Below are 20,040 nucleotides of genomic sequence, written 5' to 3'. Positions count from 1 at the left end.
GTGGTCAGCGTAATCTCCATGAAACGGGGCCCGGCCAGACTGACGGCCGCTGCAAGACACAAAGGGGTGGACGTGGACCGACAGCAGGAGTTCGTGCTTCGTACGCTCGAGGAGCGCGACATCCGTTTTGTCCGGCTTTGGTTCACCGACGTGCTGGGCACCCTGAAAAGCGTGTCGGTGGCCCCCGCCGAGCTGGAGTCGGCCTTCGAGGAGGGCATGGGCATCGACGGCTCGGCCATCGAGGGCTTCGCCCGGGTGTACGAGTCGGACATGGTCGCCATGCCCGACCCGACCACGTTCCAGGTCTTCCCGTTCGAGGGCGGCGCCAACGGCGAGAGCGCCCGGATGTTCTGCGACATCCTGCTGCCCGACGGCAACGCGGCCTGGGCCGACCCGCGCCACGTGCTGCGCCGGGCGCTGGCCCGGGCGGCCGAGAAGGGCTTCACCTTCTACACCCACCCCGAGGTCGAGTTCTTCCTGGTCGAAGACGGTCCGGTCGACGGCAGCGTGCCGGTGCCGGTGGACACCGGGGGCTACTTCGACCACACCACCCACTCGGTGGCCCGCGACTTCCGCCGCCAGGCCGTGCTCGCGCTCGAACGGATCGGCATCTCGGTCGAGTTCAGCCACCACGAGGTCGCGCCCGGCCAGCAGGAGATCGACCTGCGGTACGCGGACGCGCTCACCACCGCCGACAACATCATGACCTTCCGGCACGTGGTCAAGGAGGTGGCGCTGTCGCAGGGCGTACGGGCCACCTTCATGCCGAAGCCGTACACCGACCAGCCCGGCAGCGGCATGCACACGCACGTGTCGCTGTTCGAAGGCGAGCGCAACGCGTTCCATGACGGCGACGACCCGCAGAAGCTGTCCAAGACGGCGCGGGCGTTCATCGCCGGCCTGCTGGTCCACGCGCGGGAATACACCGCGGTCACCAACCAGTGGGTCAACTCGTACAAGCGGCTGTTCCCGCTGCAACTGCCCGACCGGATCACCGAGTCGCCGGCCTTCGTCAGCTGGGGCCACCTCAACCGGTCGGCCCTGGTCCGCGTGCCGGCCTTCGGCAAGGCCAACTCGGCCCGGGTCGAGGTCCGCTCGCTCGACTCGGCGACCAACCCCTACCTGGCCTTCGCGGTGCTGCTGGGCGCCGGCCTCAAGGGCATCGAAGAGGGGTACGAGCTTCCGCCCGGCGCCGAGGACGACGTCTGGTCGCTGTCGCCGGCCGAGCGCAAGGCGATGGGCTACGACGCGCTGCCCGAGAACCTGTCCGAGGCGATCGACGTGATGGAGAAGTCGGAACTGGTCGCCGAGATCCTCGGCGAGCACGTCTTCGACTTCTTCCTGCGGAACAAACGGGCCGAATGGGAGCAGTTCCGCCGCGAGGTCACGCCGTACGAGCGGGCTCGGTACCTCGGCGCGCTGTAAGCCTGGTTCCAGATTCGTTCGCGAGGCGTCACCTCGCGAGGCGTCACCTCGCGAGGTGAATCTGAAACTTGGCTGTTTTCGGCCCTTGGTGGATCACCTGTTCGCGCAGGTCCGGTAGGTTGCCTGTCGAATCGGAAACGCGAGGGGGAAAGTCGTGCTGGAAGATCTGCTCAACGGCGCCGGGCGCAGTGTCGTCTTCGGACTCATCGGGGTCGGCCTCATGGCGGTCGGTTTCGTCATGGTCGACCTGCTCACGCCGGGCAAACTTCGAGACCTGATCTGGCGGGACAAGAACCCGAACGCCGCCCTGCTGCTCGCGGCCAACCAGCTCGGCATCGCGGTCATCGTGTTCACCGCGGTCTTCACCAGCTACGACAGCTTCGGCCAGGGTGTCGCGTCGACGCTGATCTTCGGCATCATCGGCATCGCGATCATGGGCTTCGGGTTCCTGGTCCTCGACTGGCTGACCCCGGGCAAGCTGGGCGACGTGATCTGCACGCCGGAGCGGCACCCGGGCGCCACGGTCAGCGCGGCCTCCCACTTCGGCGCGGCCCTGATCGTCGCCGCCTGCATCGCCTGAACGCTCCCAGCCAGTGGTAGCGCATCGCCTGAGCGCTCGAAGCCAGTGGTAGCCAGGAGCGGCATCCGCCCGGCGGATGCCGCTCCGGCCTACCACTTTCTTGTCGTACCTCGGCCGTAGGGTCCGGGCATGAACCGAACCGATCGGCTGTGCGGGATCGTCGAGGAGCTGCGCGCGGTCGCGCCGCGGCCGCGCAGCGCCCGCTGGCTGGCCGCGCGCTTCGAGGTCAGCGTCCGCACGATCGAGCGCGACATCAGCGCGCTGCAACAGACCGGCTCGGCGATCTACGCCGAGCCCGGCCGCACCGGTGGCTACTGCCTCGACAAGGCGGCCACGCTGCCGCCGGTCAACCTGACGCCGGCCGAGGCGGTGGCGATGGCCCTCGCGCTCCACCGGCTGCGGGGCACGCCGTTCGACGGCGACGCCGGCACGGCGCTGCGCAAGCTGGTCGCGGCCATGCAGACCGACGACGCGTCGGCCGCTCAGGCCCTGGCCGCCCGGGTCCACCTGATCGACGGCCTGGCCCCGGCCGCGCCGATGCCGCGGCTGATCACCGACGCGCTGTCGGCCGGCCGGGTGCTGCGCCTCTGCTACGGCGACCGGGACGGCGCCATGACCGAGCGCGAGGTCGAGCCGCTGGGCTACGTCGGCGGCGCCGACCACTGGTACCTGATGGGCTGGTGCCGCCTCCGCGACGGCGTCCGGGCCTTCCGCACCGACCGGATCCTCCGGGTGACCGCCACCGCCGAGGTCCCCGCCCCGCGTGTGCTGGGCGAGGACGACCTCGACATCCCGCGCCACCGCGTCGAACACCTGATCCTGGTCTAGTTGCGTATAGGTGCGCAGAGCTGCTCTGCGCACCTATACGCAACTACGCGACGGTGGTCAGCCGGCCGGCGGGGTGAAGAAGCCGAAGCGGTTGCCGTCCGGGTCGAGCACGTGGGCCCAGGTCAGCCCGCTCGGGGTGGTCGTCAGCGGCACGACGACCTTGCCGCCGGCCTCCTCGACCTGCCTCAGGGTGGCCGCGGTGTCGGCCACGACCAGCATGAAGACGGCGTAGCCGGGCTCACCGGTCAGGCCGTCGATGCCACCCGACGGCGGCTCGCCCGGCCCGGTCGTGACCATGCGGTACGACTTGCCGTCCGGCGAGGTCGAGTCGTCGTCCCCGAAGCTCCAGCCGAAGACGTCGCCGTAGAAGCGCTCGCTCGCCGCCCGGTCGTTCGTGCCGACCTGGAACCAGGCGTTGCCGTTGATACCCATTCGTTCCTCCTTGGAAGTTCCGCTCGGGATCACTGTCCGGCGGCGGAGCGACAACCCCCTGTCGGTGATTCCGGCCGGTTCGCGGGATAGCCTCAGGGCGTGGGCACCGCGCTTGTCATCGAGAACGATCCGTCCGATCCGCTCGCCCGGCTGGGTGAGTGGCTGACCGAGGCCGAGCTGCCGCTGACCGTCCTGCGGCCACATGCCGGTGACGCGCTGCCCGAGACGCTCGACGACTTCACCGCGCTGGTGGTGCTGGGCGGCGATCAAGACGCGTTCGCGGCCGCCGACGGCACCCCGGGCGCGCCGTGGTTCCCGGGGCTCGAGGGGCTGCTGCGGAAGGCGGTGCGTCATCGCGTACCCACGCTGGGGGTCTGTCTCGGTGGTCAGCTCCTCGCCGCGGCGCACGGTGGGCTGGTCGAGCGGTCGACGTCGGGGCCCGAGATCGGGCCGGGGCTGATCGGCAAGCGCGACGCCGCCGACACCGACCCGCTGTTCAAGTTCGTCCCGCTGCTGCCCGACGTGTTCCAGTGGCACCGCGACGAGATCACCGAGCTGCCGCTCCACGCGACCCTGCTGGCGGCGTCGACGCGCTGTCCGAACCAGGCGTTCCGGATCGGCGACCGGGCCTGGGGGCTCCAGTTCCACATCGAGTGCGACCTCGACATGATCGCACGGTGGGCCGGGGAAGACGCGGCCACGCTGGCCGAGATCGGGTACGACCCGGACGCCGTCGTGGCGGCCTGCGCCGACGCGCTCGCCGACGTGGAAGAGGTCTGGCAGCCGTTCGCCGCCCGGTTCGCCTCGCTGGCGCTGGGCACCCTGCCGGACGCCGACGTCCCCCCGAGCCCGGGCCCGGGCGGTCGCACGCTTCCTCTCCTGGGGCACTGATGTCTCTCCGGGGCCACTGATGACCAGGCCGAGCCGGTTGGCGCGATACGGCTTCGCGGACAACGGCGCCAAGGCGGGCGACCTGCTCGGACGGCACGGGCTCGGGCTGTGGGACGCGGAGAGCCAAGAACCGGTCGACCCGCGCGCGGGCGAACTGCTGCACACCATGTCCCGGGTGGCCGACCCCAACCTGGCGTTGCGTCAGCTGCACCGGATGGTCGAGACCTCGGTGCGCGACGCCGCCCGGGGCAACGGCGGCGGGGCCGCTCCGAAGAAGGACATCGAGCTGGCCGAGCAGGCGGCGGCGGTCGACATCATCGAGACGCTGCACGCCGACCAGGGGCTGCGGCGCCGGTTGCTGGCCGTGCTGGGCGCGTCCTCGGCGCTGGGCGATCACCTGGTGGCCAACCCGGGCGAGTGGCGGACGCTGGCCACCGGCAAGACCGGGCTGCCGCCCAGCGCGGAGGGTCACCTCGAATTTGATCAAGCGGTGGGGGACGGGCCGCCGACGGTGCCGCAGCTCCGGAAGGCGTACCGCATCGGGTTGCTGCGCATCGCCGCCGCCGACCTGACCGGCGGGCGGGGGCTGGAGCCGACCATGGGCGCGCTGTCCCGGCTGGCCGACGAGACGCTCGCGGCCGCGTACCGGATGGCCGTGGCCGGCGTGCCCACCGAGCCGGCGCTGGCCGTCGTCGCGTTGGGCAAGTGCGGCGGCAACGAGCTCAACTACGTGTCCGATGTGGACGTCATCTTCGTGGCCCGCGGCGACGAGGACCTGAGCGCCGGCACCGCGGTCGCGGCCAAGCTGATCGAGATCTGCGGCCAGGTGGCGTGGCCGGTGGACGCCGCGCTGCGCCCCGAGGGCAGCCGGGGGCCGCTGGTCCGCACGCTGGCCTCACACCAGGCCTACTACCACCGCTGGGCGCGCACGTGGGAGTTCCAGGCGCTGCTCAAGGCCCGCCCGGCGGCCGGCGACCTGGCCCTCGCGCAGGAGTGGATCGACGACCTGGCCCCGCTGGTGTGGCACGCGGCGGAGCGGCCGGAGGCGGTCGTCGACGTCCGCGACATGCGCCGCAAGATCATCGAGAACGTGCCCAAGGACAAGGTCGACCGCGAGATCAAGCGGGGCCCGGGCGGGCTGCGTGACATCGAGTTCGCCGTCCAACTGCTCCAGCTCGTGCACGGCCGGGTGGACGAGACGCTGCGCGGTCCGGGGACGCTGCCGGCGCTGCGGGCGCTGGTCAGCGGCGGGTACGTCGGGCGCGAGGACGGCGAGACGCTGCTGCGGGGCTACCGCTTCCTGCGCAGCGTCGAGCACCGGTTGCAACTGCAGAATCTCCGGCGTACGCACACCGTGCCGGACGACCCGGCCGGCGAACGCTGGCTGGCCGCCGCCCTCGGCTATGTCGCGCTGCCCGGGCGGGACGCGGTCGAGGCCTTCCGCTCCGACTGGGTCGGCCACGCCGCGCAGGTCCGCCGCCTGCACGTGAAGCTGCTCTACCGGCCGCTGCTCGAGGCGGTGGCCCGGGTGCCGGCCGAGGCGCTGCGGATGACGCCGGAGTCGGCCGGCAAGCGCCTCGAGGTGCTGGGCTTCGCCGACCCGACCGGCGCGCTGCGTCACCTCCAGGCTCTGACCGGCGGCGTCACCCGCACCGCGGCGATCCAGCGCACCCTGCTGCCGATGCTGCTCCAGGAGTTCGCCGACGCGCCCGAACCCGACCGCGGCCTGCTCAGCTACCGCCACGTCTCGGACAAGCTCGGCAGCACGCCGTGGTACCTGCGGCTGCTCCGCGACGGCGGCCCGGTGGCCATGCGGCTGGCCCGGGTGCTGAGCCTGTCCCGGTACGCGACCGACCTGCTCACCCGCGACCCCGAGGCGCTGCGGCTGCTGGCCGAGGACGCCGAGTTGCAGCCACGCTCCCGCGAGAAGCTGTTGGACGGCTTCACCGCCGCCGCCGACCGGCACACCGAAGACCCGGCCAAGGCCATCGCCGCCGTCCGGGCCTCCCGCCGCCGCGAGCTCTTCCGGGTGGCCTGCGCCGACATCCTGAGCCGGGCCGGCGAGCTCGCCCCGGCCGACCCGCTCGACGTGGACGCGGTCGGCATCGCCCTCTCCGACATCACCGACGCCACGCTGACCGCCGCGCTCAAGGTCGCCCGGCGCAGCCGTCCCGGCCCGCCCGGCCTGAAGGTCGCGGTGATCGGGATGGGCCGGCTCGGCGGCTACGAGATGAGCTACCCGTCCGACGCCGACGTGCTGTTCGTCCACGAGGCCCCCGAGGGGATGCCCGAGGGCGACGCCTCGGCCGCCGCGCGCGCGATCGCCGAGGAGATGCGCAGCCTGCTCAACGCGCCCGCCCCCGACCCGGCGCTCGGCATCGACGCCGACCTGCGCCCCGAGGGCCGCCAGGGTCCGCTGGTCCGCAGCCTCAACGCCTACCAGCAGTACTACGCGCGCTGGTCGAAGGTGTGGGAGTCGCAGGCGCTGCTGCGCGCCCGCTGGGTCTGCGGCGACCTCGACCTGGGGCGCCGCTTCGAAGACCTGGCCAACAGCATGCGCTACCCGCGGGGCGGGCTGAGCCGCGAGCAGGTGGTCGAGATCCGGCGGCTCAAGGCCCGGGTGGAGACCGAGCGGCTGCCGCGCGGCGCCGACCCGAACACGCACACCAAACTCGGCCGCGGCGGTCTGACCGATGTGGAGTGGGCGGTCCAGCTCCTTCAACTCCGCCATGCGTACGCGCTGCCGGAGCTCCGCCTCACCCGGACCTTGGAGGCACTGACCGCCGAGCGCGCCGCCGGCCTGATGACGGCGCAGGACGCGGCGGCGATGACGGCCGGGTGGACCCTGGCCGCCCGGGTCCGGAACGCGCTGACGCTGGTCCGGGGCCGGCCCACCGACCAGCTGCCCCGGCACGGCGTCGAGCTGGCCGGTGTCGTGCTGCTGCTGGGCGCCACCGACCCGGGCGAGTTCGTCGACTCGTACCTCCGGGTGTCCCGCCGCTCGCGCGCCGCCATGGAACGAGTGCTGGACAGCTGACCCCGACCGGCGAGCGCCGCCAGCCGCATCGAGGCGCGGAACCCCTAGCCGGCCTGGCGCGGGTCGGGGCCGTACTGGTTGGGGCCCGGGTTGCCGGGGAGCACGGTCAGCACCAGCACGATGAGGCCACCGATGGCCGGGATCAAGCCGAGCAGCTGGAACCAGCCGGTCATGCCGGCGTCGTGCAGGCGCCGGGTGGTGACCGCCAGGGTCGGCAGGAGGACGCCGGCCAGGTAGACGAAGATCAGCACCCCGGGCAGCACACCCGAGCCGTTCATCGCGGAGTCGAGGCCGAAGCCGACGCCCAGGGCGATGGCGTACAGGATGAAGTTGAACAGCTGGTACCACCAGTACTCGGCGCGGCGGGCGCGGCCGCTGAAGGTGGCGTACTTGCGGAAGCAGCCCAGCCAGTAGCCCAGCGGGCCGGCCTGCGGGGTGGATGTGACGGTCACTCTGTCCTCCAAGGACATTCGGAATCCGGGACGCTCATCCTAGGGATGTATCGAAACAGGTCAACCCGGTGTGGCCGGATCGGGACATTAGGGCCTGTCCTGCCGATCAGCCGAGTGCGAGGCGAGGTCCAGAGGGTGGCTGGCGTCGCCCGCGGCGCGCCCTCATCCTGGTGTTGGATGTGGGTGTGTCGCGGGTGCCGTCAGGCGCGCTCTGGACCACGCCGCAGCCCCGGTTGATCGGCAGGACAGGCCCTACAGTGATCTGATGAGGGACATTGCCGTGAACGGGCTGCCGGTGGCCACCTATGTCCCGGCGCCGGACGTGGACATCCGGCTGGGTCCGCGCCCCTACCTTCATCCGGTTCGCACCCTCGGCGGCGTGGTGGTCACCGACGTGCTCCGCGCCGACCACCCCTGGCATCTGGGCGCGTCGCTGGCCATGGCCGACGTCAACGGCTGGAACCTCTGGGGCGGCCGCACCTACGTCCGCGACGAGGGCTACGTCTGGCGCGACGACCACGGCCGCGTCACCCACGACGAGGACGACCGGCTGCGCTGGCGCGACGGCGCGGGGGAGGTGCTGCTCACCGAACGTCGCACGATGCGGGCCGCGGTGGTCGAGCTCGGGTGGGAGCTGACCATCGGGTACGCCCTGACGGCGCCGGCCGGCGCCGATGTGGTGCTGGGCAGCCCGGCGACGAACGGCCGTCCGGGCGGCGCGGGCTACGGCGGCTTCTTCTGGCGGGCCGGCGAGGGCGAGGCGACGGCCTTCACACCGTCCGGGGCCGAGCCCAACGGCAGCACCGACGACTGGGTGGCGCTGACCGTCGGCGGCGCGTACACCCTGGTCTTCTCGGGCCTGGCCGGCGACGACCGCTGGTTCGTCCGCACCTCGGAGTACGCGGGGGTCTGCGCCGCGCTCGCCTTCGAGCACCCGCTGACCATCCCGGCCGGCGCCACCCTGTCCCGCGAGATCCGCGTCCTCATCGCGGACGGCGTGCTGGACGGGGGTAGGCTGACGTAAACCTTACCCATGACTAGGGTGCGGGGTATGACTCAGTTGCGCCTCCTCGGGATGAGGGAACTCAGCGACCGGCTCGGCGTGAGCCGCCAGCGGGCCGACACGCTCAGCCGCCGCCGCGGTTTCCCGGCGCCCCTCGCCGCGCTGGAGCGGGGCCGGGTCTGGGACGAGCACGCCGTCGACGCCTGGATCGCCGATCACCGCCGGCCGGCGCTGGACGACGACGAGCCCTGATCCACGCGAACAGCGGCTGGTCAGGCGAAGGTCAGGTGCAACGCACCTTCCGAGGACGCCCAGGGCACGTCGAGCTCGGACGGCAGCCGACCGGTCGAGGCGGCCCGCCACAGCACCGCGTTGATGCCGGTGATCACCCGGACGCGGCCGGCGCCGGCACCGAGGTCGGTGATGAAGGCGTCGTCCAGCAGCGCCGGCAGCGGCCCGCCGGTCAGCGCCGCGGCCAGCGTGGTGAAGCCGAGCGTGCGGGCCAGCGGCGCCACCAGGGGAGTGCCGTCGCGGCGGTGGGCGATCAGGTTGTCGAGCAGGTCGATCCGTCCGGGCACCTCGACCGGGTCGGAGCCGGGCAGTCGCAGCCGGTCGGTCGGATATTCGAGCACCACCCGCCCGGCCGGGCCGTCGGCGATCACCTCGCCGGCGATGAAGTCCTCGCCGGCCAGCGTCACCGCGGCCAGCAGGGTGGCGCCGCCCCGGAATCCGACCCGGGCGAACACGGTGTCGTCGGTCGCGATCGGCCGGGTCCGGTAGCGTTCGGCGGTCAGCGACACCGGGTCGTCGCCGATCACCGCCAGGCTCTGCATCAGCGCGTGCGCGAGCGGATTGACCAGCGCCCCGTCGCCCAGCCCCTGCCGACCGGCCCAGGTCGCGCGGGCGTAGTAGGCGTCGTCCCGCTGCCAGGACGCGACCGTCGCGACGCGCGGATACGTGCCGGGGACGAGCCGGGCCAGCGCCGCCGACCCGAGCGCCTGGAACCCGACCTGACACGCCCGCCCGGTCGAGGCCAGCGCCGTGGCCAGCACCTCGTGCTCGGCCCGCGAGACCACCGGCGGCTTCTCCAGCAGCAGGTCGCAGCCGGCCCGGAGGGCGTCCAGGGCGATCGGCAGGTGGGTGTGCGGCGGCGTGCAGATCACCACGACATCGAGGGGCACGGAGCTGAGCAGCTCCCGATGGTCGGTGAAGACGGGTACGTCCCCAGCATCCTCGACCGGCGCCGGATCGGCCATCCCGGCCAGGGTGACGTCGAGCGACGCGATCCGCCGCCGGTGCCACTTCCCGTGTCCACCGGCCCCGATCAGCCCGACCCTCACCGGACGCCGGCCAGCACGGCGGCCGCCCCGTGTCTGGTCAGCGCCTCCAGCCACTCGCCGCAGAGCTCCCGGACGACCGCATCGCCGGCCAGCTCGGGCGGGAACACCGCGGACAGCCCGAACAGGGCGTCCCGCACCTCGGCCGGTGTCGAGGCGCCGGCCAGCGCCGCGCGGATCGCCGGCCCCAGCGGGTCGTCCAGCGGCAGCGCCGAGCCGTCGTCGGCGACGCCCTGGACGTAGCGCATCCAGGCCGCCACCACGAGCGCCGCCCAGCGTGGCGACGCGCCCGCGGCCCGCCGGTCGGCGATGGTGTGCAGCACCCGCTGCGGCAGCTTCTGCGACCCGTCCTTGGCGATCTGGACGGTCCGGTGCTCGATGGCCGGGTCGGCGAACCGCTCCAGCACCGAGTCGCCGTAGCCCACCACGGTCACCCCGGGCGGTGGGGTGAGGCTGCCGGCCACGTCGTCAGCGATGAACCGGCCCATCACCTCGCGCATCCCCGGCAACTCCAAGGCCGACAACACGGTCCTCCGCCCGGCCAGCGCGCCCAGGTAGGCGATGCCGGAGTGCACGCCGTTCAGCGTCCGCAGCTTGAGCCGCTCCCACGGTCCGGCGTCGCCGGTCAGCACCGCGCCGGCCGCCTCCCAGGCCGGCCGCCCGCCGGGGAAGTCGTCCTCGATCACCCACTGCTTGAAGGGCTCGGCCGCGACCGCCGCCCGGTCCTCCACGCCCAGCGCGGCGGCCGCCGCGGCCAGCGTCGCCGCCGTGCCGGCCGGGACGATCCGGTCGACCATGGTGCCCGGAAACGTCACGCCGGCGGCGATCCAGTCGGCCAGCGGCCCGGACGGGCACAGCTGCTGGAAGAGAGATCGGGTACGTCGTCCGTTGGACGGCAGGTTGTCGCAGCTGACCACGGCCAGCGGCCCGGCATCGGCCCGGCGCCGCGCGTCGAGCCCGCGCAGCAGCAGCCCCGGGATCCCGGCCGAAGCGCCCGGCAGCAGCTTCCCGGTCGCCGGGTCGGTGAAATACCCCTTCTCGGTCATGCACAGGGTGACCACCCGTACCCGCGGATCGGCGATCTTGGAGATCACCGCGTCGGCGTCGGCGGCCGCGTGCAACACCTCGGAGAAGGCCCCGATCACCCGGGTGGAGCGGCCGAGCGACGTGACGCTGAACAGCCGATCCTGAGCGCGCAGGGCCGCGACGACATCGGCCGAGTGGGGCGCCACCGCGGCGATGCCCCAGTCGCCGCCGGCCGCGGCCACCGCCTCCTCGGTGTAGACGGCCTGGTGCGCTCGATGGAACGCGCCGATGCCGACGTGGACGATCCCGGTCGAGGCCGGGCCGGGCAGCGTCAGGGGGCGGGACGCGGCCGGGACGCGCGACAGCGTTCCGAGTCCGATCAGCGCCATGCCGGACCGTCCGGGAAGGTGAACTCGGCGATCGACTCGGGCTTCATCGTGGCGCTGTAGCCGGGTTCGGCAGGGAGGACGTAGCGGCCGTCGCGCGTACGCACCGGATCGGTGAAGTGTTCGTGCAGGTGGTCGACGTACTCGACCATGCGCCCGTCGAGCTCGGTCGCCACGCGCAGGTAGTCGAACGCGAACAGGTGCTGGACCAGCTCGCACAGGCCGACGCCGCCGGCGTGCGGGCACACCGGGACGTTGAACTTGGCCGCCAGCAGCAGCTCGGCCAGCACCTCGGGCACCCCGCCGACCCGGCACGCGTCGACCTGCATGACGCCGATCGCCTCGGCCTGCAGCAGCTGCTTGAAGATCACCCGGTTGGCCGCCATCTCGCCGGTGGCAACCCGGACCGGCGCGACGGCCCGCTGGATCCGCGCGTGCCCGAGCACGTCGTCGGGGTGGGTGGGCTCCTCGATCCAGTACGGTCCGGCCTCGGCCAGCCGCGCCATGTTGGCGATCGCCTCGTCCACGTCCCAGACCTGGTTGGCGTCCATCATCAGCAGCGCGTCCGGGCCGATCGCGGCGCGGATCAGGCGGGCCCGCCGTACGTCGTCCTCGATGTCACCGCCGACCTTCATCTTCATCGCGCGCCAGCCGTCGTCGTACGCGGCCCGCGCCAGCGCTGTGACCTTGTCGTCCGGGTAGCCCAGCCAGCCCACGCTGGTGGTGTACGACGGCAGCCCGTCCCGTTCCAGCTCGGCCAGCCGCTCGGCCATCCCGACCTGGCCCTTGTCCAGGATCGCGGTCGCCTCCGCCGGGGTCAGCGCGTCGCGGATGTGCCGGAAGTCGATCTGCGCCACCAGCTCGGCGGTCGGCATCTCGGCCAGCAACCGCCACAACGGCCGGCCGGCCTCCTTGGCGCGCAGGTCCCACACCGCGTTGACCAGCGCCGCGGTGGCCAGGTGGATGACGCCCTTCTCCGGGCCGAGCCAGCGCAGCTGCGGGTCGGCGGTCAGCGATCGGCTGAAGTCCAGCCCGTCGAGCTCGGTCAGATCAAAACCGACGACGTGGTACGCGAGCGCGCGGATCGCCGCGCACACGACCTCGTTGCCCCGCCCGTTGGTGAAGGTGAAGCCGGCGCCGATGTGCGGGCCGTCGGTGCGCAGTTCGACGTACGCCGCCGAGTAGTCGCCCCGGTTGATCGCGTCCGAGCCGTCACCGGCCGCCGCGGTCGGGAAACGGACGTCGTGCACGGTGACGGACTCGATCCGGGTCATGCTTCAGCTCCCAGCCGGAAGATGCGTTTGGGCAGGTGGTAGGCGAGGTCGGCGATGGTCTCGGCGGCCTCGTCGAGCGGCAGCCGGCCCTGGGCGACCAGGGTGGCGAGGTAGGCGGCGTCGACCCGGCGCGCGACGTCGTGGCGTACCGGGATGGAGCAGAACGCCCGGGTGTCGTCGACGAACCCGGCGGTGTTGTAGAACCCGGCCGAGTCGGTGACCGTCTCGCGGAACCGCCGCAGCCCGTCCGGGGTGTCCAGGAACCACCACGGCGCGCCCAGGTAGAGCGCGGCGTAGCCACCGGCCAGCGGGGCCAGCTCACGGGTGAACGTGTCCTCGTCCAGCGTGTAGAGCACCACGCGCAGGCGCGGGTCGTTGCCGTACGCGTCGAGCAGCGGCGCCAGCCCGTGCACGTAGTCACTGGCCTGCGGGATGTCGCCGCCGGTGTCCCGGCCGTGGGTGCGGTGCAGCCACCGGTTGTGGTTGCGGACCGCGCCCGGGTGCAGCTGCATGACCAGCCCGTCGTCGATCGACATCCGGGCGAACTCGAGCAGCATGTGGGCCCGGAACAGTTCCGCGTCCCGGGCCGACGCGCGCCCGCTGAGCCCGCGCTGGAACAGTTCCGCCGCCTCGGCCTCGGGCAGCGAGACGGTCAGCGCGGTCGGGTGCCCGTGGTCGGAGCTGGTCGCGCCGGCCGCGACGAACGCCTCCCGCCGCAGCCGCAACGCGTCCAGGTAGCCGCCGAAGCGCGACGTGTCGGTCCCGGCCACCTCACCCAGCCGGGCGACGTTGCCGGCCCAGCCCTCGAACTCCATGTCGACCACGTTGTCCGGGCGGAACGTGGTGATCACCCGGCCACCCGGCCCGCCCCAGCCGTCGGCGGCGAGCTTGGCGTGGGTGGCCAGGTCGTCCAGCGGCGACTCGGTGGTGGCCAGGGTCTCGATGCCGAACTGCTGGAACAGTGCCCGCGGCCGGAACGCCGGCTCGGCCAGCCTGGCCGCGATCGCGTCGTAGATGTCGTCGGCGGTCTCCGCCCGCAGCGGCGTGTGCACGTCGAAGACGCCGGCGAACGTGCGCTCCATCCACAGCCGGGACGGCGTGCCGCGGAACAGGTGCCAGTTCTCGGCCAGCAGCCGCCAGATGACCCGGCCGTCGGTCTCCACCGGCTCGTCGCTGCCGTCCCGCGCCGGCACGCCCAGCCGCCCCGGCCGGATGCCCTGGCTGAGCAGCATCCTGGTCACGTAGTGGTCGGGCACCACGAGCAGCCGCGCCGGATCGGGGAACGGCCGGTCCTCGGCCAGCAGCGCCGGGTCGACGTGGCCGTGCGGGCAGATCAGCGGCAGCGCGGCGGCGACCGCGTGCAGCTCACGCGCGATGTCCCGCTCCCGGTCGCCACTCGCGAAGATCAGATCGTCGGCCACGCCCACTCCGTTCGTCCGGTCGCTCTTCCGCAGTGGTAGCCCAGGGCGGTATCCGAGGCCCGGATGGCGCTCTGGGCTACCACTGGTGGTCGTTGTCGAGGTCGAGCAGATCGGCCACGTGGACGGCGGCGCCGGTCTCCATCGAGCGGTTCGCCGCCAGCCCGGTGAGCAGGGCCAGCGCCCCGTCCCGCGCGGTCGCCGACCGGTTCAGCGGGTCGGTCGCCCCGCCGAGGAGGACCGCGAGCATCCGCTTGTCCGCCCCGCCGTGCCCGTCACGCTCGTCGTCGTCCCTTTGCTCTGAGCGCGTATAGGCAACACCCGTCTCGCCTGCGGCTTGCTCTGAGCGCGTATGGGCAACACCCGTCTCGCCTGCGGCTTGCTCTGAGCGCGTATGGGCAACACCCGTCTCGCCCGCGGCCTGCTCTGAGCGCGTATAGGCAACACCCGCCTCGCGGGCGGCGTCGCCGGGACGGGGAGTGCGGCCGGGCAACGGGACGACCTGCGGCGGCGCCCAGAACGGGTGCAGCGTGAGGGAGGCCCAGCCGCGTTCGGCCGCGGCCGCCTCGCCGTGCACCGCGGCGCCCTTCAGCGCGCTCGCCTCGCCCAGGCTGACGTGGTCGCTCTCCACGACCTCGAGCTCCAGCCGCCCCTTGCTGCCGTTGACCATCACGCGGTAGCCCTCCCACGGCGCGTAGGCCGTGAGGTGGTAGGTCATCGTGGCCCCGGTGTCGTACCGGACCAGCACCGCCATGTCGTCCTGGATGGTCACGCCGGGCGCGAAGACGTTGCGGTCGCGCAGGTAGCCGTCGGCCGACTCGGCCTCGAGGTAGAGCGCCCGCAACCGGTCGTTGTCCTCGAGCCGCATCGCGAACGGGTCGTCCCGGGCCGCCGGGCTGCCGTGCGCCCGCTCGTAGTCCCGCGCGTACCCGTGCCGTTCGCCGGCCGGCGAGCCGTAGAAGAACAGCCGGCCGGACGCGAAGACCGACTCCGGCCGCGCGCCCAGCCACCAGTTGACCAGGTCGAAGTGGTGGCCGGACTTGTGCACGAGCAGCCCGCCCGAGTTGGCCCGTTCGCGGTGCCAGCGCCGGAAGTAGTCGGCGCCGTGGCGTACGTCGAGCAGCCACTCGAAGTGCACCGACCCGATCTCCCCGACCGCGCCGGACGCGAGCAGCGTGCGGACCTTCTCGTGCACCGGGTTGAAGCGGTAGTTGAAGGTGACCGCCACCTGCTTGCCGGTTCGCCGCTGGGCGTCGAGCACCGCGCGGGCGCCCGGGGCGTCGGTGGTCATCGGCTTCTCGGTCAGCACGTCGCACCCGGCCTCCAGGGCGGTCACGATGTGCCCGGCGTGTTCCCGATCCATGCTGGTGACGACCAGGGTGTCGGCCCGCTGCTCGGCCAGCATCTCGGCGAGATCGGCGTACCCGGGCACCTCGGGGTGGCCGTCGAGGCGCAGCCACCGCTGATGGGCGGCGACGCGCAGCGGGTTGCGGTCGCACAGGCCGACCAGCTCGCTCGTCGCGGCGTGGTCGTGGGTGAGGGCCCGGACGAACATCTCGGCCCGTGCGCCGGTGCCGACGAGCGCGTAGCGGCGCGGCATTGGGGGACCCCCATTCTGATGACAAACCTTTGCAGCGGACGCTAGGCCCATCGACACAAATGAGTCAACGGCGTGCTCCACTTCGTACGTGAAGATGGGTTTTTGCGGGGAATAGTCGAAATGGTTTCGAAACATGTTGGCAGTCCGGATGGATTGACAGCACTGCAACCGCTTGCATTAATTGCGTCCCAGGCATCGATGAACACCGAAGGAGGTGGGGAGCGTGCCGGCCACGATCCGGGACGTCGCGCAGGCGTCCGGCGTACACATCTCCACCGTCTCGCGCACCTTCTCGGCGCCCCACCTGGTGAACGTGGAGACCCGCAGCCGGGTCCAGGCGTGCGCCGAACAGCTCGGCTATCGGCCCAACCGGGCCGCGCGGGCGCTGATCACCGGCCGGACGTTCAACATCGGCCTGATCGTCGCCGACATCGCCAACCCGTTCTTCCCGCCGCTGATCAAGGCGGCCGAGAGCCAGGCCCGCCGGCACGACCACCTCATCTTCGTGGCCGACACCAACGAGGACGCGGTGGTCGAGGAAGACCTGGTCCGGGCGCTGGCCAAGCAGGTGGACGGGGTGCTGCTGTGCAGCCCGCGGATGAGCAACAGCCTGATCGAGCAGCTCAGCCGCGAGGTGCCGCTGGTCGTGGTGAACCGCAGCATCGCCGGGCTGCCCGCGGTCGTGATGGACGTGGCCCAGGGCGCCCAGCTCGCCCTGGACCACCTGGCCGGCCTCGGGCACCGGCGGATCGCGCTGGTCACCGGCCCGCGCGGATCCTGGACCAGCCGCGAGATCCGGCGCGCGGCCCAGTCCGCCGAGCGGTCCGGCCGGTTCGAGCTCACCGTGATCGGGCCGAACCAGCCGACCGAGCACGGTGGCCGGGCGGTCGCCGAGCAGATCCAGCGCGGCGGGGTGACCGCCGTGCTCGCCTACAACGACCTGATGGCCATCGGCCTGATGGAGGGGCTGGACGCCCTCGGCCTGCGGGTGCCCGAGGACGTGAGCGTGGCCGGCATCGACGACATCACGCTCAGCCGGTTGACCCGCCCCAAGCTGACCACGGTGGCCACCCCCACCGCCGCCGCGGGCCGGGCGGCCGTCGACATGCTCCTCTCGCACAGCGACGACCGCCGCACCACCGCACATGTCTCCCTGCACACCGAACTGATCGTCCGGGACTCGACCGGACCCGTCTCCGCGTAACGCCCCCTTTTCCTGAGAAACAGAGAAGAGATCGCGATGCCGCGTGCCCGAAAACTCCTCGCCGCCGTCCTGATGTTTCCGCTCGTCCTCGGCGCCACCGCCTGTGGTGGCGGTGAAGAAAGCAAGGATGGCAAGGTCGTGCTGTCCTTCTACTGGTGGGGCGGCGAGACCCGCGCCGGCCTGACCGAGAAGGCCCTGAACCTCTACACGGCCGAGCACCCGGACGTCACGTTCAAGAAGACCTGGCAGGCCAACCAGGGCTACTTCGACAAGCTGGCCACGCTGACCGCGGGCGGCGACCCGCCGGACGTCTTCCAGATCGACGACAACTACCTCGCCGAGTACGCCGACCGGAAGGTCACCCTCGACCTGACGCCGTACCAGGCCGACAAGCGCCTGGACACCAGCCGGTTCCCCGAGCCGCTGTGGAAGTACGGCGTGGTCGACGGCAAGATGGCCGGCCTGTCCTTCGGCGAGAACACCCAGGGCCTGGTGTACGACAAGACGCTGCTCGAGAAGTTCAAGCTGCCCGAGCCGACGATGGGCATGTCCTGGGAGGACTACATCGCCTGGGCGTCGACGGTGACGAAGACCGCGAAGGTCCCGGGTACGCAGGACCCGAGCGCCGACTTCAAGGCGTTCTGGGTCTGGCTGCGGCAGCAGGGCAAGGACCTCTACCAGGGCAAGCAGCTCGGCTTCACCGAGGCCGACGTGACACAGTGGTTCACCCTCTGGCAGGGCGCCCGCGCGGCCGGCGCCACGCCCACCGCGGACGTCATCCACGAGGGCAACTCCACCGACATCACCAAGCAGCTGGTGGCGACCGGCAAGGCGGCCACCAGCTTCGTCTGGGTCAACCAGATGCCCGAGCTGAAGAAGAACGTCAAGGGCGAGCTGGGCGTCACGGCGTACCCGGGCAAGACCGGCGCGCAGTGGCCGCGCGCCTCGATGTTCTTCTCGGTCTTCCGCGGCAGCAAGCACAAGGACGTCGCCGTCGACGTCATCAACTTCCTGGCCAACGACCCGGAAGCCGGCCAGATCCTGGGCACCGAGCGCGGCCTGCCGTCCAACCTGGACATCCGCGAGCAGGTCGCGGCCGGCACCGACAACCCGGCGATGAAGCAGTCGATCACCGTGCAGGACGAGATCGGCAAGACCTACGGCGCCGCGCCGACGGTGCCGCCGGCCGGGCACAGCGTGGTCAAGAGCGAGCTGATCAAGGCGGCCGAGGAGGTGGTGTACGGACGGCAGACGCCGGACGCCGCGGCCAAGGCCTTCGTCGCCGCCGCGACCAGCGCGATCGGCAAGGGATGACCTCGTGGCCATCGCTCCGCCGGTAGGCGCGCCCCGCCAACGGGAGGCAGGGCCGGCCCGGGCCCGGCAGCGGCAGAACCTCGCCGGGTACGCGTTCCTCGGCCCGTGGCTGATCGGCCTGATGCTGATCACCGCGGTGCCGATGCTGCTCTCGCTCTACCTCAGCTTCACCGACTACGACGTGCTGTCACCGCTGTCCGAGGTGGAGTGGGTCGGCTTCGACAACTATCGGCGGATGTTCACCGAGGATCCGTCGTACTGGCACTCGGTCACCGTGACGGTCACCTACGCGCTGATCGCCGTGCCGCTCAAGCTGCTCGTCGCGCTCGGCGTGGCGCTGCTGGTGAACCGCGCGTTCCGTGGCGTCGGCCTCTTCCGCGGGCTGTTCTACCTGCCGTCGCTGCTCGGCGGCAGCGTGGCGCTGGCCATCGTCTGGGTCAGCATGTTCAACCGGGACGGCGCCTTCAACTCGCTGCTCGGCTTCTTCGGCGTCCAGGGCCAGGCGTGGGTGCACGACCCGGAGTACGCGCTGGAGACCCTGATGCTGCTGGCGGTCTGGCAGTTCGGGGCGCCGATGGTGATCTTCCTGGCCGGGCTCAAACAGGTGCCGGTCGAGCTGTACGAGGCGGCCGAGGTGGACGGCGCCGGCGCGGTACGCCGGTTCTGGCACATCACGGTGCCGATGCTCTCGCCGGTGATCTTCTTCAACCTGGTGCTGGAGACGATCAACGGCTTCCAGGGCTTCACGTCGGCGTTCGTGCTGAGCAACGGCGAGGGCGGCCCGGTCGACTCCACCCTGATGTACACGCTGAACCTCTACATCAACGGCTTCGTCAAGCTGGACATGGGCTACGCGTCCGCGATGGCCTGGATCTTCCTGATCGCCATCGGCCTGATCACGGCCGTGCTGTTCCGCACCGGCCGGTTCTGGGTGCACTACTCCGACGAGGGGAACGGCTGATGCGCCGCGTGCTGCGGGTCCTGCTGCTGGTCGCCATCCTGGCCGTGGTGCTCTACCCGCTGGTGTGGATGGTCGGCACCTCGGTCAAGTCGCCCGAGGAGATCGTCAGCAACATCGGGCTGATCCCTGACGAGTTCACGCCGGGCAACTTCGCCGAGGGCTGGAGCCACTTCGACCTGGGCTTCGGCCGGTTCTTCGCGAACAGCGTGCTGGTGGCCGGGCTGACCGTGCTCGGCAACGTGATCTCCTGCCTGCTGGCCGCGTACGCCCTGGGCCGATTGAGGTTCCGGCTGCGCGGGATGTGGTTCGCGGTCATGATCGGCACCCTGCTGCTGCCCGGCCACGTGCTGATCATCCCGCAGTACATCCTCTACAAGTCGCTCGGCTGGGTCGGCGGCGACTTCCCCTACCTGCCGCTGCTCGTGCCCCAGTTCCTGGCCACCGAGGCGTTCTTCGTCTTCCTGATGGTGCAGTTCATGCGCGGCATCCCGCGGGAGCTCGATGAGGCCGCCACGATCGACGGCGCCGGTCCGTACGCGATCTTCCGGTACGTGATCCTGCCGCTGAGCCGGCCGGCCCTGGTCACCACGGCGATCTTCTCGTTCATCTGGACCTGGAACGACTTCTTCCGTCAGCTGGTGTTCCTCTCCGACCTGAGCGACTACACCGTTCCGGTGGCGCTGACCCTGTTCATCGACTCGACGTCGGAAAGCGCCGTCGGGCCGATGTTCGCGATGTCGTTGCTGTCGCTCGTACCCGTGTTCCTGTTCTTCGTGGCCTTCCAGAGAATGCTCGTCGAGGGCATCAACACGAGCGGGCTCAAGGGATGAGATCTCATTGGCGGGACGCCTTTCGAACCGCGGGTGATCTCG

Annotated in this window: 18 protein-coding genes; 11 read left to right on the top strand and 7 right to left on the bottom strand. The window is 71.6% G+C overall.

Features of this window, described 5'->3' with window-relative positions:
- The first annotated feature begins 72 nt into the window (after positions 1-72).
- The 3 genes from AB0M54_RS09885 (at position 73) to AB0M54_RS09875 (ending at position 2,833) form a co-directional block, all read left to right on the top strand.
- The gene (locus AB0M54_RS09885) at positions 73-1,425 is read left to right on the top strand and encodes a glutamine synthetase family protein (RefSeq protein WP_364316164.1); all 1,353 of its coding nucleotides are present in this window, start codon (positions 73-75) and stop codon (positions 1,423-1,425) included.
- A gap of 154 nt (positions 1,426-1,579) precedes the next feature.
- Positions 1,580-2,005: a DUF350 domain-containing protein gene (locus tag AB0M54_RS09880; protein WP_364316166.1), complete on the top strand. Its 426-nt coding sequence runs from the start codon at positions 1,580-1,582 to the stop codon at positions 2,003-2,005.
- A gap of 129 nt (positions 2,006-2,134) precedes the next feature.
- A complete protein-coding gene (locus AB0M54_RS09875) occupies positions 2,135-2,833 on the top strand; it encodes a WYL domain-containing protein (RefSeq protein ID WP_364470206.1) in 699 nt (232 codons plus the stop codon).
- A gap of 57 nt (positions 2,834-2,890) precedes the next feature.
- Here the strand turns inward: AB0M54_RS09875 and AB0M54_RS09870 are convergent, their stop codons facing one another.
- Positions 2,891-3,265 carry a VOC family protein gene (locus AB0M54_RS09870; RefSeq protein WP_364316172.1) on the bottom strand — a complete coding sequence of 125 codons (375 nt, stop codon included), beginning with the start codon at positions 3,263-3,265 and terminating at the stop codon, positions 2,891-2,893.
- A 99-nt stretch (positions 3,266-3,364) separates the two neighbouring features.
- On the opposite strand from AB0M54_RS09870, the gene AB0M54_RS09865 reads away from it, so the two are divergent.
- A complete protein-coding gene (locus AB0M54_RS09865; RefSeq protein WP_364470204.1) occupies positions 3,365-4,156 on the top strand; it encodes a type 1 glutamine amidotransferase in 792 nt (263 codons plus the stop codon).
- 19 nt (positions 4,157-4,175) lie between these two features.
- Positions 4,176-7,193: a bifunctional [glutamine synthetase] adenylyltransferase/[glutamine synthetase]-adenylyl-L-tyrosine phosphorylase gene (locus AB0M54_RS09860; protein ID WP_364316177.1), complete on the top strand. Its 3,018-nt coding sequence runs from the start codon at positions 4,176-4,178 to the stop codon at positions 7,191-7,193.
- 44 nt (positions 7,194-7,237) lie between these two features.
- Here AB0M54_RS09860 and AB0M54_RS09855 read toward each other — a convergent pair whose 3' ends face one another.
- Positions 7,238-7,645 carry a DUF805 domain-containing protein gene (locus tag AB0M54_RS09855; protein ID WP_364316187.1) on the bottom strand — a complete coding sequence of 136 codons (408 nt, stop codon included), beginning with the start codon at positions 7,643-7,645 and terminating at the stop codon, positions 7,238-7,240.
- Between the two features lie 265 nt (positions 7,646-7,910).
- On the opposite strand from AB0M54_RS09855, the gene AB0M54_RS09850 reads away from it, so the two are divergent.
- Both AB0M54_RS09850 and AB0M54_RS09845 read left to right on the top strand, forming a co-directional pair.
- Positions 7,911-8,669 carry a PmoA family protein gene (locus AB0M54_RS09850; RefSeq protein ID WP_364316189.1) on the top strand — a complete coding sequence of 253 codons (759 nt, stop codon included), beginning with the start codon at positions 7,911-7,913 and terminating at the stop codon, positions 8,667-8,669.
- A gap of 27 nt (positions 8,670-8,696) precedes the next feature.
- On the top strand, positions 8,697-8,900 hold the full coding sequence (locus AB0M54_RS09845; protein ID WP_364316192.1) for a hypothetical protein: 204 nt from the start codon (positions 8,697-8,699) through the stop codon (positions 8,898-8,900).
- Positions 8,901-8,920: 20 nt separating this feature from the next.
- Here AB0M54_RS09845 and AB0M54_RS09840 read toward each other — a convergent pair whose 3' ends face one another.
- The 5 genes from AB0M54_RS09840 to AB0M54_RS09820 form a co-directional block, all read right to left on the bottom strand.
- Entirely contained in the window at positions 8,921-9,988 is a 1,068-nt protein-coding gene (locus tag AB0M54_RS09840; protein WP_364470202.1) for a Gfo/Idh/MocA family oxidoreductase, read from the bottom strand.
- Positions 9,985-11,400 carry a mannitol dehydrogenase family protein gene (locus AB0M54_RS09835; protein WP_364470200.1) on the bottom strand — a complete coding sequence of 472 codons (1,416 nt, stop codon included), beginning with the start codon at positions 11,398-11,400 and terminating at the stop codon, positions 9,985-9,987. The genes AB0M54_RS09840 and AB0M54_RS09835 overlap by 4 nt, the downstream gene beginning before the upstream one ends.
- Positions 11,391-12,671, bottom strand: a complete 1,281-nt coding sequence (locus AB0M54_RS09830) for an enolase C-terminal domain-like protein (RefSeq protein ID WP_364470198.1) — start codon at positions 12,669-12,671, stop codon at positions 11,391-11,393. Before AB0M54_RS09830 ends, AB0M54_RS09835 begins: the two co-directional genes overlap by 10 nt.
- Positions 12,668-14,092, bottom strand: coding sequence for a glucuronate isomerase (gene uxaC / locus AB0M54_RS09825; RefSeq protein ID WP_364470197.1), 1,425 nt, complete (start codon positions 14,090-14,092; stop codon positions 12,668-12,670). Before uxaC ends, AB0M54_RS09830 begins: the two co-directional genes overlap by 4 nt.
- 76 nt (positions 14,093-14,168) lie before the next feature.
- Positions 14,169-15,689, bottom strand: a complete 1,521-nt coding sequence (locus AB0M54_RS09820; protein ID WP_364470195.1) for a Gfo/Idh/MocA family oxidoreductase — start codon at positions 15,687-15,689, stop codon at positions 14,169-14,171.
- Positions 15,690-15,912: 223 nt separating this feature from the next.
- On the opposite strand from AB0M54_RS09820, the gene AB0M54_RS09815 reads away from it, so the two are divergent.
- The 4 genes from AB0M54_RS09815 to AB0M54_RS09800 are packed head-to-tail and all read left to right on the top strand — an operon-like array spanning position 15,913 to position 19,998.
- Positions 15,913-16,893, top strand: a complete 981-nt coding sequence (locus AB0M54_RS09815; RefSeq protein WP_364470193.1) for a LacI family DNA-binding transcriptional regulator — start codon at positions 15,913-15,915, stop codon at positions 16,891-16,893.
- A 36-nt stretch (positions 16,894-16,929) separates the two neighbouring features.
- Entirely contained in the window at positions 16,930-18,207 is a 1,278-nt protein-coding gene (locus tag AB0M54_RS09810) for an extracellular solute-binding protein (protein ID WP_364316210.1), read from the top strand.
- A 4-nt stretch (positions 18,208-18,211) separates the two neighbouring features.
- Entirely contained in the window at positions 18,212-19,168 is a 957-nt protein-coding gene (locus AB0M54_RS09805) for a sugar ABC transporter permease (protein ID WP_364470191.1), read from the top strand.
- Positions 19,168-19,998: a carbohydrate ABC transporter permease gene (locus tag AB0M54_RS09800; protein ID WP_364470189.1), complete on the top strand. Its 831-nt coding sequence runs from the start codon at positions 19,168-19,170 to the stop codon at positions 19,996-19,998. The genes AB0M54_RS09805 and AB0M54_RS09800 overlap by 1 nt, the downstream gene beginning before the upstream one ends.
- Positions 19,999-20,040: the final 42 nt, after the last annotated feature.

The organism is Actinoplanes sp. NPDC051470 (assembly GCF_040682035.1).
Taxonomy (GTDB): Bacteria; Actinomycetota; Actinomycetes; order Mycobacteriales; family Micromonosporaceae; genus Actinoplanes.
This window is presented reverse-complemented; position numbering and strand designations above follow the sequence as displayed.

Excerpts from the sequence above, each read along its gene's own strand:
- AB0M54_RS09830 (WP_364470198.1), bottom strand. The coding sequence starts at position 12,671 with ATGACCCGGATCGAGTCCGTCACCGTGCACGACGTCCGTTTCCCGACC.
- AB0M54_RS09835 (WP_364470200.1), bottom strand. The coding sequence starts at position 11,400 with ATGGCGCTGATCGGACTCGGAACGCTGTCGCGCGTCCCGGCCGCGTCC.
- AB0M54_RS09800 (WP_364470189.1), top strand. The coding sequence starts at position 19,168 with ATGCGCCGCGTGCTGCGGGTCCTGCTGCTGGTCGCCATCCTGGCCGTG.
- AB0M54_RS09875 (WP_364470206.1), top strand. The coding sequence starts at position 2,135 with ATGAACCGAACCGATCGGCTGTGCGGGATCGTCGAGGAGCTGCGCGCG.
- AB0M54_RS09820 (WP_364470195.1), bottom strand. The coding sequence starts at position 15,689 with ATGCCGCGCCGCTACGCGCTCGTCGGCACCGGCGCACGGGCCGAGATG.
- AB0M54_RS09850 (WP_364316189.1), top strand. The coding sequence starts at position 7,911 with ATGAGGGACATTGCCGTGAACGGGCTGCCGGTGGCCACCTATGTCCCG.
- AB0M54_RS09860 (WP_364316177.1), top strand. The coding sequence starts at position 4,176 with ATGACCAGGCCGAGCCGGTTGGCGCGATACGGCTTCGCGGACAACGGC.
- AB0M54_RS09810 (WP_364316210.1), top strand. The coding sequence starts at position 16,930 with ATGCCGCGTGCCCGAAAACTCCTCGCCGCCGTCCTGATGTTTCCGCTC.
- AB0M54_RS09870 (WP_364316172.1), bottom strand. The coding sequence starts at position 3,265 with ATGGGTATCAACGGCAACGCCTGGTTCCAGGTCGGCACGAACGACCGG.
- AB0M54_RS09845 (WP_364316192.1), top strand. The coding sequence starts at position 8,697 with ATGACTCAGTTGCGCCTCCTCGGGATGAGGGAACTCAGCGACCGGCTC.